The organism is Microbacterium ginsengiterrae (assembly GCF_014205075.1).
Lineage (GTDB): Bacteria > Actinomycetota > Actinomycetes > Actinomycetales > Microbacteriaceae > Microbacterium > Microbacterium ginsengiterrae.
The window spans coordinates 1,215,440-1,230,567 of record NZ_JACHMU010000001.1 but is presented as its reverse complement, the minus strand read 5'-3'; the positions used below and the strand labels follow the sequence as shown (position 1 = coordinate 1,230,567).

The 15,128-nt window shown below is 64.9% G+C and carries 14 protein-coding genes; 9 read left to right on the top strand and 5 right to left on the bottom strand.

All coding sequences use genetic code 11. The annotated features are described in order from the left end of the window. Positions 1 to 7: 7 nt before the first annotated feature. From gyrB to dnaA, 5 genes are all read right to left on the bottom strand, one after another. Complete coding sequence (gyrB, locus tag HD600_RS06140) at positions 8 to 2,053, bottom strand: DNA topoisomerase (ATP-hydrolyzing) subunit B (RefSeq protein WP_184282270.1); 2,046 nt, start codon at positions 2,051 to 2,053, stop codon at positions 8 to 10. A 119-nt stretch (positions 2,054 to 2,172) separates the two neighbouring features. Further along, positions 2,173 to 2,658 carry a DciA family protein gene (locus HD600_RS06135; RefSeq protein ID WP_184282268.1) on the bottom strand — a complete coding sequence of 162 codons (486 nt, stop codon included), beginning with the start codon at positions 2,656 to 2,658 and terminating at the stop codon, positions 2,173 to 2,175. Further along, complete coding sequence (gene recF, locus HD600_RS06130) at positions 2,655 to 3,890, bottom strand: DNA replication/repair protein RecF (protein WP_184282266.1); 1,236 nt, start codon at positions 3,888 to 3,890, stop codon at positions 2,655 to 2,657. The genes HD600_RS06135 and recF overlap by 4 nt, the downstream gene beginning before the upstream one ends. A 60-nt stretch (positions 3,891 to 3,950) precedes the next feature. Further along, positions 3,951 to 5,093: a DNA polymerase III subunit beta gene (gene dnaN / locus HD600_RS06125; RefSeq protein WP_184282264.1), complete on the bottom strand. Its 1,143-nt coding sequence runs from the start codon at positions 5,091 to 5,093 to the stop codon at positions 3,951 to 3,953. A 421-nt stretch (positions 5,094 to 5,514) separates the two neighbouring features. Beyond that, entirely contained in the window at positions 5,515 to 6,900 is a 1,386-nt protein-coding gene (dnaA, locus tag HD600_RS06120) for a chromosomal replication initiator protein DnaA (RefSeq protein ID WP_144793847.1), read from the bottom strand. A gap of 321 nt (positions 6,901 to 7,221) precedes the next feature. Between dnaA and rpmH the strand changes: the two genes are divergently transcribed. The 9 genes from rpmH (at position 7,222) to HD600_RS06075 (ending at position 15,120) form a co-directional block, all read left to right on the top strand. Further along, positions 7,222 to 7,359 carry a 50S ribosomal protein L34 gene (gene rpmH / locus HD600_RS06115; protein ID WP_055952712.1) on the top strand — a complete coding sequence of 46 codons (138 nt, stop codon included), beginning with the start codon at positions 7,222 to 7,224 and terminating at the stop codon, positions 7,357 to 7,359. Positions 7,360 to 7,364: 5 nt separating this feature from the next. Continuing rightward, positions 7,365 to 7,715, top strand: coding sequence for a ribonuclease P protein component (gene rnpA / locus HD600_RS06110; RefSeq protein WP_184282262.1), 351 nt, complete (start codon positions 7,365 to 7,367; stop codon positions 7,713 to 7,715). Then, on the top strand, positions 7,712 to 8,062 hold the full coding sequence (gene yidD / locus HD600_RS06105; RefSeq protein ID WP_144793840.1) for a membrane protein insertion efficiency factor YidD: 351 nt from the start codon (positions 7,712 to 7,714) through the stop codon (positions 8,060 to 8,062). The genes rnpA and yidD overlap by 4 nt, the downstream gene beginning before the upstream one ends. 3 nt (positions 8,063 to 8,065) lie before the next feature. Further along, positions 8,066 to 9,133: a membrane protein insertase YidC gene (gene yidC, locus HD600_RS06100; protein WP_184282260.1), complete on the top strand. Its 1,068-nt coding sequence runs from the start codon at positions 8,066 to 8,068 to the stop codon at positions 9,131 to 9,133. Further along, positions 9,133 to 9,627, top strand: a complete 495-nt coding sequence (locus HD600_RS06095; protein ID WP_184282258.1) for a Jag family protein — start codon at positions 9,133 to 9,135, stop codon at positions 9,625 to 9,627. The genes yidC and HD600_RS06095 overlap by 1 nt, the downstream gene beginning before the upstream one ends. Positions 9,628 to 9,652: 25 nt before the next feature. After that, entirely contained in the window at positions 9,653 to 10,273 is a 621-nt protein-coding gene (gene rsmG / locus HD600_RS06090) for a 16S rRNA (guanine(527)-N(7))-methyltransferase RsmG (RefSeq protein ID WP_338402162.1), read from the top strand. A 1,442-nt stretch (positions 10,274 to 11,715) separates the two neighbouring features. After that, positions 11,716 to 12,639 carry a ParA family protein gene (locus HD600_RS06085; RefSeq protein WP_184282256.1) on the top strand — a complete coding sequence of 308 codons (924 nt, stop codon included), beginning with the start codon at positions 11,716 to 11,718 and terminating at the stop codon, positions 12,637 to 12,639. Next, positions 12,639 to 13,610 carry a ParB/RepB/Spo0J family partition protein gene (locus HD600_RS06080; RefSeq protein WP_184282254.1) on the top strand — a complete coding sequence of 324 codons (972 nt, stop codon included), beginning with the start codon at positions 12,639 to 12,641 and terminating at the stop codon, positions 13,608 to 13,610. Before HD600_RS06085 ends, HD600_RS06080 begins: the two co-directional genes overlap by 1 nt. A 67-nt stretch (positions 13,611 to 13,677) precedes the next feature. Further along, a complete protein-coding gene (locus HD600_RS06075; protein WP_144793825.1) occupies positions 13,678 to 15,120 on the top strand; it encodes a sugar porter family MFS transporter in 1,443 nt (480 codons plus the stop codon). The last annotated feature ends 8 nt before the right edge of the window (positions 15,121 to 15,128 follow it).

The following is a 15,128-nucleotide window of genomic DNA, read 5'->3' as shown; positions in this document are numbered from 1 at the left end:
ATGCGCGTCAGATGTCCAGGAACCGGACGTCCTTGGCGTTGCGCTGGATGAACGTGCGGCGGGACTCGACGTCCTCGCCCATCAGCACGCTGAAGATCTCGTCGGCGCTGGCGGCATCCTCGATCGTCACCTGGCGCAGGGTGCGGGTGGTGTGGTCCATCGTGGTCTCCCACAGCTCCTTGGCGTTCATCTCGCCGAGACCCTTGTAGCGCTGCACGCCGGAGTCCTTGGGGATGCGCTTGCCGTTGTCGAGTCCGTGCTTGAGCAGGGCATCGCGCTCGGCGTCGGAGTACACGTACTCGTGCGGAGAGTTCGACCACTTCAGCCGGTACAGCGGCGGCATCGCGAGGTAGACGAAACCGGCCTCGATCAGACCGCGCATGTAGCGGAACAGCAGCGTCAGCAGCAGCGTCGTGATGTGCTGGCCGTCGACGTCGGCATCCGCCATGAGCACGATCTTGTGATAGCGCGCCTTCTCGATCGAGAAGTCCTCGCCGATGCCGGTGCCGAAGGCCTGGATCATGGCCTGGACCTCTTTGTTCGCGAGCGCCTTGTCGAGGCGGGCCCGCTCGACGTTGAGGATCTTGCCGCGGAGGGCGAGGATCGCCTGCGTGTGCGGGTCACGACCCTGCACCGCGGAGCCGCCGGCGGAGTCTCCCTCGACGAGGAAGATCTCACTGATCGACGGGTCCTTGCTCGTGCAGTCCTTGAGCTTGTCGGGCATCGCCGCAGACTCGAAGACGCTCTTGCGCCGAGCGGTCTCGCGCGCCTTCCGAGCCGCCATCCGAGCGGTCGCGGCATCGATCGCCTTGCGGATGACGTTCTTCGCCTGGGCGGGGTTGCGCTCGAACCAGTCCCCGAGCTGGTCGCCGACGATCTTCTGGACGAACGCCTTCGCCTCGGTGTTGCCGAGCTTGGTCTTCGTCTGACCCTCGAACTGCGGCTCGCCGAGCTTGATCGAGATCACGGCGGTCAGACCTTCGCGCACGTCATCACCGGAGAGGTTGTCGTCCTTCTCCTTGAGGAGGTTGTTGGCGCGGGCGTAGCGGTTCACGAGGGTGGTCAGTGCCGCGCGGAAACCCTCCTCGTGCGTGCCGCCCTCGTGGGTGTTGATCGTGTTCGCGTACGTGTAGACGTTCTCGGAGTATCCGGTCGTCCACTGCATCGCGATCTCGAGCGAGATCTTCCGATCGGTGTCCTCGGCCTCGAAGTCGATGATCTCCTCGGTCACCGCCTCGGCGTGGCGCACCTTGTTCAGATACTCGACGTAGTCGACGAGGCCGCGCTCGTAGAGGAACACGTCCTCTCGGCGCTTCGTGACCGTCGTGCCCTCCTCCTCGACCTCATAGGTCGAGTTCTCGCGCTCATCGTGCAGCTCGATGCGCAGTCCCTTGTTGAGGAACGCCATCTGCTGGAAACGGGTGCGCAGCACGTCGTAATCGAACTCCACCGACTCCGTGAAGATCTCAGGGTCCGGCCAGAACGTGATGTCGGTGCCGGTCTCATCGCTCGGCTCACCCTTGACGAGCTGCTGCTGGGGAGCGCCGCCGTTCGCGAAGCTGTGATGCCACGCGAAGCCCTTCTGCTTGACAGTGACGTCGAACCGTGTCGAAAGGGCGTTCACGACGGACGATCCGACGCCGTGCAGACCACCGGAGACGGCGTAGGCTCCGCCGCCGAACTTTCCGCCCGCGTGCAGGATCGTGAGGACGACCTCGACGGTGGACTTCGTCGGATCGGAGGAGTGCGGGTCGACAGGGATGCCTCGGCCGTTGTCGACGACGCGCACACCGCCGTCGGCGAGGAGCGTCACGACGATCGTGTCGGCGTAGCCGGCGAGAGCTTCGTCGACGGAGTTGTCGACGATCTCGTACACCAGGTGGTGCAGACCGCGGGGACCTGTCGATCCGATGTACATGCCCGGACGCTTGCGCACGGCCTCGAGACCCTCGAGGATCTGAATCTGGTCTGCGCCGTAATCCAACGATGGCTTCTTCGCCGGCGTGTCACCGGATGTGGATTCAGGCTCGTCAACAGGATTTTCAGGCGTCATCAGAGGGGATTCTCCACATCGATATCTCGAATGTCCAGTCTAGCCTCCTCCGGAGGTGATTCCGTCGCTGAACGCCCGTGTGTGGCCCTGAAATCGATCCGGACCCCTTTCGTGGTGTCCTACCCGTAGGTATCGCGCGGACCCCGCCCTGGGACGGCTCTGGGCCCCCATTTCCAAGAAGGGACGTCCGGTCCGATGAAGCGGAGGTTCTCCACACCGGCATGCGGGTAGCGCCGCCCGATCTCGGTGAGAATGGTCGCTCGCATGAACTGCAGGTTCTTCGCCCATGCCGTCGAATCGCACTTCACCGTCAGCATCCCGTTCTCGAGAGAGACCGGCTCGGAGTGCTTCGCCGTGTCGTGACCGGCGAGTTCCGCCCACTGTCTGACGAGATCCTCGCGGGCGAGCGTGATCTCCCAGCCCGCCTCGCGGCTGAGCGAATCGAGGATGGATCCGAGCGCACCGGGGTCGCGTCCTGGCGTGAACGGTGCATTGTCGTCATCATCGACGATGCGGCGCCGACGCTTCCAGCTCTTCGAGCTCGGCTTCAGCCCGCGCAGGCGCAGGTACGTCGCGACGGTCTCAGGGGCGTCCGCGTCGGTCACGGCTGCTCCTCCTGATCGTCGGATTCTTCCGGTGCATCGTTCTCGGCAGGCGTCGCGGCCTCTCCGGATGTCTCCGTCTGTGCCGGGCCCCGCTCATCGCTGATCGTACCCGCGTGGATCCGGACGACGTGACGGTGAAGGGGCTCCGGGATGTCCTCCTCGACGGCCGCCGTGACGATGACCTGCTCGTATCCGGCGGTGAGCGACGCGAGGCGCTGACGTCGATCCGCGTCGAGCTCCGCGAACACGTCGTCGAGGATGAGGACGGGGTCGCCGGCGGGGGACTCGGCACGCAGCAGTTCCGCCGAGGCCAGTCGCAGCGCCAGCGCGACGGACCAGGATTCGCCGTGCGATGCGTAGCCCTTGACGGGAAGATCGCGCACCCGGAGAAGAAGGTCGTCCCGGTGCGGTCCGACGAGGGTGAGCCCTCGGTCGATCTCCTGCGTGCGCTTGGCGAGAAGGGCGGTCCGGAACATGTCGGCCAGTGCACCACGCGAATCAGTGGGGGAGAGGTCGCCCTCCTCCGGGTCGCCACCGGTCACCGACAGCGCCCATTCCAGCTGCGGTCGGTGGTCTGCGCCGGCGATCGCGGTGTAAGCCGCGGCCAGCGGCTGCTGCATGTCGGTCGCGAGCCGCATCCGGGCGTCGATGATCTCGGATCCGAGCGCGACGAGCTTGTCATCCCACACGTCCAGCGTGCTGAGTCCTTCGCCGCGGACACCGCGGGCCCTCGCCGATTTCAACAGGGCGGTGCGCTGTTTCAGCACGCGATCGTAGTCAGCGAGGACTCCGGCCATGCGCGGTGTGCGCTGAATGAGCAGTTGATCGGCAAAGCGACGTCGCGATGACGGATCGCCGCGGACGATCTGCAGATCCTCCGGTGCGAAGAGGACGACATGGGCGTACCTCGGCAGCTCGCTCGTCTTCGACGGCGACCCGTTGATGCGCGCCTTGTTCGACCCCTGGCGATTGATCTGCACCTCGGTGAGCACCCGCCGTTCGCCGACGGACAGCCGTGCACGGACGACGGCGAAATCCTTTCCGTCCCGCACCATCGGCGCATCCGCCGACACCCGGTGCGAGCCGAGCGTGGCGAGGAAGACGACGGCCTCTGCGAGGTTGGTCTTGCCCTGCCCGTTCCGGCCGACCAGGACGTTCGGCCCAGGGAGGAGCTGCAGGTCGGCGGCCTCGTAGTTGCGGAAGTCGACCAGGTTCAGGTGCTCCACGATCACGACGTCACCCTATCCTCGGGCGCTGACACCGGCGGGGCCGGCTCATCCGGCGCCCGCCGGTCAACGCAGGAGCAGATTGGGCTGCAGCAGGTACTTGAACGAGTCGGAACCTGCCTGGTCGACCGACGTCTGGCTCGTGATGAGAACAGGGCTGAGCTTGTTGGCGTTGTCGCTCGAGGTGAACGTCACCCGCACGAACTCGCTCTTGACCGCACTCAGCGCCTCGGTGAGGTACTGCGGGTTGAGCCCGAGCGTGACATCGGCGCCGCCGGAGAGGTGCGCGTCGACGGATTCGGATGCCCTGGCCTGCTCGCTCCCCGACGCGTCCATCGTGACACTGTCCGACGTGAAGGTGAACCGCAGCGGTGCGGCGCGATCGAGCACGAGCGCGACGCGGCGCACGGCTTCGATGAGGTCGGCGGTGTTGACGACCGCGTAGTGGTCGGTCTGCTCGGGGAACAGGCGCCGGACGGGAGGGAAGTTTCCCTTGATGAGCAGCGACGTGACGGTCTTGTTGCCCGCGGTGAAGGCGATGATCTCACGATCGCCGCTGCCGGAGAACGCGACCTGGATGGTACCGGCGTGACCGAACGTCTTCCCGACCTCGGTCAGAGTCCTGGCTGGTACGAGCGCCGTCTGCTCGGACGCCTCGCCGTCCCACGGGACGTCTCGGAGCGAGACGCGGTAGCGGTCGGTGGCGACGAGGCTGAGGTTCTGGCCGGACACCTCGAGCTGCACACCCGTGAGCACGGGGGTCACATCGTCGCGGGATGCGGCGAACCCGACCTGTGCGATCGCGGTGCCGAAGTCATCGGCCGGCACGACGCCGGACGACCCTGTGACCTCGGGGATCGACGGATATTCCTCCACCGGCATGGCTGCGAGCGTGAATCGAGCCGATCCGCAGGTGACGGCGATGCCACCGTCCTCCTCGACGGCGATCTCGATCGGCGCGTTCGGAAGGCGGCTGGCGATGTCGGAGAGCAGTCGACCGTGGACGAGGATCGTGCCAGGAGTGTCCACCGTGGCATCGATGGTCGTCCGTGCGGATGCCTCGTAGTCGAAGGCGGAGAGCGTCAGTCCGTCATCGCCGGCTTCGATCAGCACACCGGCCAGGATCGGCTGGGGGTTGCGCTGCGGAAGCAGCTTGACGACGAACGACACTGCTTCGCTGAAGACATCGCGGTTGACCTGGAACCTCACTGGCGCTCCCTCGTCGTGAATTACAAGACCTGCGTGGGTTCGGCCACCTCAGGGGGTTCCCATCGTATCCCCACAGCGACAGTGCGCCATACGCCGGGTTTCCGCACCTTCGAGGTGATCGGATCGCGCTTCCAGAGGATTAACTTCTTAACGGTGTTAACACCTGTGGATACTGTGGATAACTCGGTGGATAGCAAGCGGCCGTAAGGAACTACACGGGTGTGACATGTGGAATCGATGAGGAATCCGCGTGAAAACAGGGTGCCGCTGAAATCCGCTCTCCCCGGAGTTATCCACAGTATGCCGGGATTCGCACACATTCGTCCCGAGGAACTTCGGATTCATCCACAAGTTATCCACATGTGCAAAGCCGCATCTAACGGGATGCGGCGTACCGCTGTCAACTCCGGATCCGGCGTGTTCAGCGACGGCCGAGCTGAGTGGTGATCTCGGTGACCTGGTTGTAGATGGAGCGGCGCTCCTTCATGAGGTCGCTGATCTTCTTGTACGCGTACATGACGGTGGTGTGGTCGCGGTTGCCGAACAGCTGGCCGATCTTCGGCAGCGACAGGTTGGTCCGCTCACGGCAGAGGTACATGGCGATCTGTCGGGCCGTGGCGATCTGCTGAGAACGGCTCGATCCGTACAGGTCGTCGACCGTGAGCTTGAAGTATTGGGCGGTGGCCGTGATGATGTCGGTCGGCGAGATGATGTTGTCCTCGGCCGTGTCGACGATGTCGCGCAGCACGGACTGGGCGAGGGAGATGTCCAGCGGGGAGCGGTTCAGGCTCGCGAACGCCGAGACGCGGATGAGCGCACCCTCCAGCTCACGGATGTTCGACGAGACGATGGTCGCGATGTACTCGAGGACCTCGTCGGGGATGTGCAGAGCCTCGCTCTGTGCCTTCTTACGGAGGATCGCGATGCGCGTCTCGAGGTCGGGCGCCTGCACGTCGGTGATGAGACCCCATTCGAAGCGGCTGCGCATGCGGTCCTCGAAACCGGTGAGGTGCTTGGGAGCGACGTCACTCGTGATCACGATCTGCTTGTTGTGATCGTGGAGCGTGTTGAACGTGTGGAAGAACGTCTCCTGGGTCTCGGCGCGACCCTGCAGGAACTGGATGTCGTCGATGAGAAGGATGTCGACATCGCGGTACCGCGCCTGGAACGCCGAGCCGCGGTTGTTCGCGATCGAGTTGATGAAGTCGTTCGTGAACTCCTCGCTCGAGACGTAACGGACCTTGACTCCGGTGTAGAGCGACTGCGCGTAGTCGCCGATGGCGTGCAGGAGGTGCGTCTTGCCGAGACCGGAGTCGCCGTAGATGAACAGCGGGTTGTACGCCTTCGCCGGCGCTTCCGCGACAGCGACCGCCGCGGCGTGGGCGAATCGGTTGGACTGGCCGATGACGAAGTTGTCGAAGGTGTACTTCGGGTTCAGGCGTGACTCGTGCCGAGCCGGCTGCTCGAGGGGGAGGTCTGTGCGAGGTGCCTCCGGACGTCCGAAGTCCGCCACCGCGATGGGCGTGGTCTGCTGCTCGGCGAGCTCGTGGTTCACGACCACCCGGAACGAGGTGACCTCCTGCCCGAGCCGGGCGAGACCTTCCATCAGGGGAACGCGCAGACGCTTGTTGATCTGCGCTGCGGTGAGATCGTTCGGCACATCGAGATAGAGCGTCCCGCTCATGACGCCGGCGGGCACGGCGAGGCTGAGGAAGCCCTGCAGCTGTGGGGTGACGCGGTCGTCCTGCTCCAGCAGGTCCAGCACCTGGGCCCAGATCGGTACGTCGGGCTGGGCGGAAGAGGACATCTGGGCTCCGGACGGGTTGTGGAGGAACGGGCTCGTGGCCCCGGCTTCTCCCTGTGGATAACTTCGTCTGCAACGGTAGTCATCCGCGCTGTTCTGGGCAAGCTGCCTGTGGAGAACCCGGGGTGTGTCCCGCGCACGGTCCATGGCCTCCCTGTGGATAATTGATCAGTACCTCGACGGGGTCGGGATGCGCCGGCGCGGGCAATTTGCTCTCCGCGCCGCCAAGACGTACCCTTAATCGGTTGACTTATGCCCGGTTCTGGGCAGTTCCCTATGTCTCCGGTCGTACTCATCCGGTGACAACATTTCCGGAGTGATTCCATGAGCAAGCGCACGTTCCAGCCCAACAACCGTCGTCGCGCCAAGAAGCACGGCTTCCGCGCCCGCATGCGCACCCGCGCCGGCCGCGGCATCCTGTCGGCCCGCCGCGCGAAGGGCCGCACCGAGCTCTCGGCGTAAGCCTCGTGCTCGCCCGTCCGTTCCGACTGACGCGAGGCACTGACTACAGGTCGGTCGTCCGTCGCGGTGTCCGGTGCGGGGGCGGCCGTGTCGTCACCTCGATGTTGACGACCGGCGAAGCGCGCGAACCCCGATTCGGGTTCATCATCAGCAAGCAGGTGGGTACAGCTGTGATCCGCAACACCGTGCGTCGGCGACTGAAAGCCGTGTGCGCGGAGGCGATCGCAGACGTCCCAGAGGGCACGGATGTCGTCATCCGTGCCCTTCCTGCATCTGCGACCGCGACATTCGGTGAGCTCAAGGCCGACGTCACGCGGTGTCTCGCCAGGCTCGATCGAGCGGCGACCCGCTCATGAGCGCCCTGCCTTCCTATGCGATGGGCACAGGGCACCTGCATGCCACTGACCTCGTGCGCAGCATCCCGCTGATCCCTCGCAACCTCGTCCTGGCGTTCCTCACCGCATATCGCGCGGTGATCTCCCCGATCTACGGGGACGTGTGCGCGTACTACCCCTCCTGCTCGGCTTACGCTGTAGGAGCGGTGCAGCAGCACGGTGCCATCAAGGGAGCGGCCCTCTCCGGATGGCGCATCCTGCGGTGCAACCCCTGGACTCAGGGCGGCGTCGACGACGTCCGTCCGCACGACCATTTCCGATACGACCTGACCGCACGAGGTTTCGTCGTCCCCTCTCGAAAGGACTGAACAGTGGGTCTTGACCTTCTGCTCGCGTCTGCGACGCCCGCTCCGGATTCCGGCGGAGGTGGTTTCGATCTGCTCGGCACGATCCTGTGGCCGCTGAAGTGGGCCGTCGAGCTCATCCTCGTGGCATGGCATTGGCTGTTCACCGCGGTGGGTCTGCCCGCGGCATCCGGCATCACCTGGATCCTGTCGATCGTCGGTCTGGTCATCGTCGTCCGTGCTTCGGTATTTCCCCTGTTCGTGCGGCAGATCAAGAGCCAGCGCAAGATGATGGAGATCGCGCCGGAGATGAAGAAGATCCAGGCGAAGTACAAGGGCAAGAAGGACCAGCTCTCTCGCGAGGCGATGAGCCGCGAGACCATGGCGCTGTACAAGAAGCACGGCACGTCGCCGATGTCGAGCTGTCTGCCGCTCATCGTGCAGATGCCGATCTTCTTCGCGCTGTTCAGTGTGCTCAACGACGTCACCAAGCACGCGCAGGCGGGGCTCGGTGGAGTCGGCTTCCTCAGCGCCGAGCTCACGCAGGAGTTCTACGACGCGACGATCTTCGGAACCGTCTCACTGCACGGCACGCTCGGCAACGCCGTCGAGACGCAGAACACCGTCGCGATCGTCCTGCTGGTGATCCTCGTCGTGCTCATGATCGCGTCGCAGTTCTTCACGCAGCTGCAGATCATCTCGAAGAACCTCTCGCCCGAGGCGAAGACCGGCCAGGCCTACCAGATGCAGAAGATCATGCTCTACGTGCTGCCGCTGGGCTTCATCTTCTCCGGTGTCTTCTTCCCGCTCGGTGTCGTCGTCTACTGGTTCATCTCGAACCTGTGGACCATGGCTCAGCAGTTCCTCGTCATCCGTGAGATGCCCACCCCCGGTTCTGAGGCGGCGAAGGCTCGCGAGGAGCGCCTGGCTCGCAAGGGCAAGGCGATCGATTCCTCGGGCAAGGTCGTTCCGATGGCTGCGTACGAGGCCGAGCAGCGCCGTCTGCTGGAAGAAGCGGAGAAGGCCAAGCAGGCCGCCCCGAAGCGTCAGCAGCCGGTGAGCAAGAAGCGTGCGAAGAAGAAGGGGTCGAACTGATGGCCGCAGAGAACACTGTCGAGCGTGCTGAGCCGACCGTCGAGCAGTTGGAGCTCGAGGGTGATGTGGCCGCCGACTTCATCGAGGAGTTGCTCGACATCGCCGACATCGACGGTGATCTGAACCTCGACGTCCGTCAGGGACGTGCGTACGTCTCCGTGGAGTCCGAGGATCAGAGCATCGCCGTGCTGTCGGAGCCCGACACCGTGCAGGCGCTGCAGGAGATCACGCGTCTGGCCGTGCAGAGCAAGACCGGTTCGTTCTCGCGCCTGATCCTCGACGTCGGCGGGTCGCGCGATGCGCGCCGCCGCCAGCTGGAGAAGCTCGTGGATGCTGCGGTGCTGAAGCTCGACGAGGGGGCATCTCAGGCCTCGCTTCCGTCGATGTCCAGCTACGAGCGCAAGCTCGTGCACGACATCGTCGCCGACCGGAACCTCGTCTCCGAGTCGTACGGCGAGGGTGCGGATCGCCACACCGTCATCCGTCGTCGGTGATGTTTCACGTGAAACATGGTGCGGTGTGACCGTCGAAGCTGAGCCGGCAGTCGCCGCGGGACTCTTCGGAGACCGGATTGATGTTGCCCGTGCATTCACGGCCAGCCTTGCCGCTCAGGGTGAGGAGCGGGGCCTGATCGGCCCACTCGAGCTTCCGCGCCTGTGGACGCGACACGTGCTGAACAGCGCGATCGCAGCGCCGCTGTTCCACGGTTCCGCGGCCGATGTCGGCTCAGGTGCGGGGCTCCCCGGGCTCGTGCTCGCGATCGCCCGCCCGGATGTGACGTGGACGCTCATCGAACCGATGGAGCGTCGGGTGGCCTGGCTCTCCGAGCAGGTCGATGAACTCGGACTCGACAACGTCACCGTGCTGCGCTCCCGCGCCGAAGATGTCGAACGGGCCCAGTTCGACGTCGTCACCGCCCGAGCCGTCAGCGCGCTGCGTACGCTGCTGCCGTTCACCGCCCCGCTCGTGCGCGATGGGGGAGAGCTCGCTCTACTCAAGGGCAAGAACGCGGAGCTCGAGATCGATGCGGCCGCGAAGCAGCTCAAGAAGTACCGCGTCGCGGATGTCCGCGTCGAAGTCCTCGGCGAGGGCGTGCTGATGGAGACGACTCGCGTCGTACGGGCCACAGTTCGGGGCTGAGCAGCCGTCGAACGCGATGTTTCACGTGCAACATGACGACAGGACAGCGTAGCCATGCGTCGTCTGTAACCGTCGCTGCTGGCGGTAGGTCCCGCCGCAGACCGCGCTCTTCCGCGCCACGGCACCGATGAGACCTCGCGGCGGTCAGTCTGTTGGTGGCGGTGATTCCTTCATATCCGCCGCGAGTTGGGCGTGCCGTGTCCCGTTGCAGCGTTCCTGCACCCGAGCCCTGAGCGAGTACGGTCTCGGCGGTGGTGGCCGGGGTGTGGTCGTCCGAACTGGTTCCGAGCGACCATGGTTGCCGGCCGGCGACACAGTCTTTTCCGCAGCTGGACCCCAGGGCGTACGGCGGTGTGTTGGACTACGCGTGCACGGTATGGCGCGTAACGGAGGTAGCTTGCGCGCCGGTCCGGACCGCTCGCGGGCGGGACGCGGGCCTCTCAGAGGATCGGGTCTGACCGAGACAGCTCAGCGATCACCGGTGGGCACCTCTCGTCGTCGCGGGACGTGGCTGTTTGAGCCGCCCTCACCCCTGCTACAGCGCAGTGCTCTTTGTACGATCAATGTTTCACGTGAAACATGCACAAGGAACGGGTGTCTGCGCGACTGCGCTGCAACGTTCCACGTTTGTACAACAGGAGGAGACCGCCCATTGCACGGCGGCGAGACGTGGTCCTGCAGCTGATGTTTCACGTGAAACGTCCGCGGATGGACCCTCAAGCACAACTATGGAGAAGGTCCCGAGCGGGAGCCCCTCGGATCTCACTGGTCGCTGACGTGGGAGCAGTACTCGGACGGATTCACTGAATGCGCACGCTGAGGAGTTCATCGGTGAGAGTGATGCGCGGATGCGGCGCATGAATGCGCGCGATGACCGTGAGCGTTAGGTGCTGCTTCGCGCAGACCCTCACCGTCTTGCCGCCGCACGATCCGGCAGAGGCGAGCGCAAAACACGATGTTTCACGTGAAACACTCCCGCAGAGCGAGCTGTATGGACCGCAGATGGCAAGGAGGCTCAGCGAGGGGTGTGCCAGCCGGGCGTGAGACGGATCGCGCCAGCATCCGCGCGAGTAGCTACGGTGGGGAGTAGGACCCGGCACGGCACTCAGCGTGATGGGCGGCACCAGCGGTCGCAGCGCAATCGGGCGAAGAGCCGATCCATGAAAAGGGTGGTACAACGTGACGCAGTTCATTCGTACCGCTGCCCGACGTCGTTTCTGTGGAAGGAGAGCGATCGCCGACGACATCTGAGACATTGTCGGGGGTCCCGCCCGAGTTCAGCGGCCGCGACGACCCCGTTCTACTCTGCCGGATCGCTCGCCGGCACCTCGCGAAGCTCCGCCCATCGATCCCGTCGGCACGAGAAAGCAGCCGACCGCCGCTCCGTGACAGGAACGTCGGTACGAGCGATTAGAGTGGAACGCGGCCATCGAGAGGAGTGGATGTTTCACGTGAAACAGTCCGAGAAGACATCGCCGAACGAGGCTTTCGGGATTGACACCCCTCTGGCTCGCGAGATCGCAGATCTGAGCGCCCGCCGTCGCCAATTGGAACGCGTGGAACTCCAGTTCAGCGGACAGACCCGGGTGCTCACCGTGTCGAATCAGAAGGGCGGCGTCGGCAAGACGACCAGCGCGGTGAACATCGCCTCCGCTCTCGCGTCGTTCGGTGCCAAGGTGCTCGTGATCGACCTCGACCCGCAGGGCAACGCGTCCACCGCGCTCGGTGTGCCGCACAATGCGGAGACCCAGAGCATCTACGACGTCCTCATCGATGATGTCCCGCTGGCCGATGTCGTGCAGCAGAGCCCCGAGTCGGAGAACCTCCTCTGCGCCCCGAGCACGATCCACCTCGCCGGAGCCGAGATCGAGCTCGTCTCGCAGGTGGCACGCGAACACCGTCTCCGTCGCTCCGTGGATCAGTACCTCGCCGACCACGTCGTCGACTTCGTGATCATCGACTGCCCTCCCTCGCTCGGTCTGCTGACGATCAACGCATTCACCGCGGCATCCGAGGTCTTCATCCCGATCCAGTGCGAGTACTACGCGCTGGAAGGGCTGAGCCAACTCCTCGGCAGCATCCAGATGATCCAGAAGCATCTGAACCCCGATCTCCACCTCTCGACGATCCTCCTGACGATGTACGACGGCCGTACCCGTCTCGCGCAGCAGGTCGCCGATGAGGTGCGCAATCACTTCCCCGGACAGGTGCTGAACGCCGTCATCCCGCGTTCAGTCCGTGTCTCGGAGGCCCCCAGCTTCGGCCAGACGGTCATCGCATACGACGGATCTTCCGCCGGAGCGATCGCGTACCGCGAGGCCGCTGTCGAGATCGCGTCTCAGAAGACGCAGAGCAAGGAGAAGTGATGGCGAAGCGCGCTGGACTGGGCCGAGGAATCGGTGCCCTGATACCCACAGCAGACCAGGCGGAGCGTCCGGTTGACGTGTTCTTCCCTGGAGCGTCGATCCGGCCGGCAGTGCAGGATGCGGCACCGGCGGCCGAGGACGCGGCTGAGCAGGAGCTCGCAGCGGTTCCCGGCATCCACCTGATCCAGATCGATCCGAACAAGATCGTCCCGAACCCGCGGCAGCCCCGCACGCACTTCGATCCCAGCGACCTCGCCGAGCTCGTCCACAGCGTGCGCGAGTTCGGTGTGCTCCAGCCGGTCGTCGTGCGCAAGAACTCCGATGGTGACTACGAACTGATCATGGGGGAGCGGCGTACCCGCGCCGCCCGTGAGGCCAAGCTCGAGTCGATCCCCGCCATCGTGCGCGACACGGCTGATGAGGATCTGCTTCGCGACGCACTCCTCGAAAACCTGCACCGATCCGAGCTCAACCCGCTGGAAGAGGCATCCGCCTACCAGCAGCTGCTGGACGACTTCGGTATCACACAGGAGGAGCTCGCCACCCGTATCGGCCGCTCCCGCCCGCAGATCAGCAACACGATCCGCCTGTTGAAGCTTCCCGTCCCCGTGCAGCAGCGCGTCGCCGCCGGTGTGCTCTCCGCCGGTCACGCCCGTGCCCTGCTGTCTCTCGACGATCCTGCGCAGATGCAGAAGCTCGCAGACAAGGTCGTCAACGAGGATCTCTCGGTGCGAGCCACGGAGGAGGCTGCGAAGTCGACTCCCGCCGCGGGCGGGAAGAGCCCGAAGCCCCAGCCCGGGGCGCGCCGCGCCTACCTCGACGAGGTCGCCGGCTCCCTCGGGGACCGCCTCAACACCCGGGTGAAGATCACCCTCGGCGCACGAAAAGGCCAGGTCGCGATTGAATTCTCCTCCATCCAGGACCTCAATCGCATCCTTGCCGAGCTCGGCGAAGAGAAGTACGGATCGTGATTCACTGAACGTTTCTGTGGCCCCAGGGCCGTCCGGAATCTAGAGTGACACGAACAGGGGAGAGCACATGTCTCAGAACAAGAGCACGGCCGGACGCTTCAACGCCCGGGTCATCGGCATCAGCATCGCGGCCGCACTCGGAGGATTCCTCTTCGGTTTCGACACCGCCGTCATCAACGGCGCGGTCGACGCGCTGGCGGGGGCCTTCGATCTCGGGTCAGGGCTGCAGGGCTTCGCGGTCTCCTCGGCACTGCTCGGCTGCGCCGTCGGTGCATGGTTCGCCGGGAGCCTCGCGAACAAGCTGGGCCGCATCCCGGTCATGGTCATCGCCGCGGTCCTCTTCCTCGTCTCCGCGATCGGGTCGGGTCTTGCCTTCGGCGTGATCGACCTCATCGTCTGGCGTGTGATCGGCGGACTCGGTGTCGGTGCGGCATCCGTCATCGCACCGGCGTACATCGCCGAGGTGTCGCCGGCCAAGGTCCGCGGACGACTCGGGTCTCTCCAGCAGTTGGCGATCGTCACCGGTATCTTCACCGCCCTCCTCTCGAACGCTCTGCTGGCCAATATCGCGGGTTCCGCCGCCAACGTGCTGTGGTTCGGCATCGAGGCGTGGCGCTGGATGTTCATGGTCGAGGCGATCCCCGCCATCATCTACGGGCTCATGTCGCTCCGCCTGCCGGAGTCCCCGCGATTCCTCGTCGCCAGAGGCAAGATCGACAAGGCGTCGCAGGTGCTCCTGGACTTCACCGGCGAGACGGACGTGAACCTCAAGATCGAGGAGATCCGCAAGACCCTGAACGCCGAGCAGAAGGAGTCCCTCAAGGACCTGCGGGGTGACCGATTCGGTCTGAAGCCGATCGTCTGGGTAGGGATCCTGCTCAGCGTCTTCCAGCAGTTCGTCGGCATCAACGTCATCTTCTATTACTCCACGACGCTCTGGCTCTCGGTCGGTTTCGACGAATCCAGTGCTCTGCTGACGTCCGTGATCACCTCGATCACCAACATCGTCGTCACGATCGTCGCGATCCTGCTCGTGGACAAGGTCGGGCGCCGTCCGATGCTGCTGATCGGGTCCGTCGGCATGGCCGTCACCCTCGGCATGATGGCGCTGGCGTTCTCGTTCGGCACGCTCGAGGGCGACGCTGTCACACTCCCGCAGCCGTGGTCGCTCATCGCTCTCATCTGCGCGAACGGTTTCGTGGTGTTCTTCGGCGCCACGTGGGGTCCGCTGGTCTGGGTCCTCCTTGGTGAGATGTTCCCCAACAGCATCCGTGCCGGCGCCCTCGCGGTCGCTGCGGCCGCCCAGTGGATCGCGAACTTCTTCATCTCCACGACGTTCCCGTCCTTCGCCGACATCGGGCTCACGTTCGCGTACGGTTTCTACGCCTTCTTCGCGCTCCTGTCGTTCTTCTTCGTGTTCTTCCAGGTGCCCGAGACGAAGGGTAGGGAACTCGAGACGATGACGGATGTCGTCGAGCTGCCGCGCCGCGGGGGGAAGAAGCGCGCGTAGGCTGGATG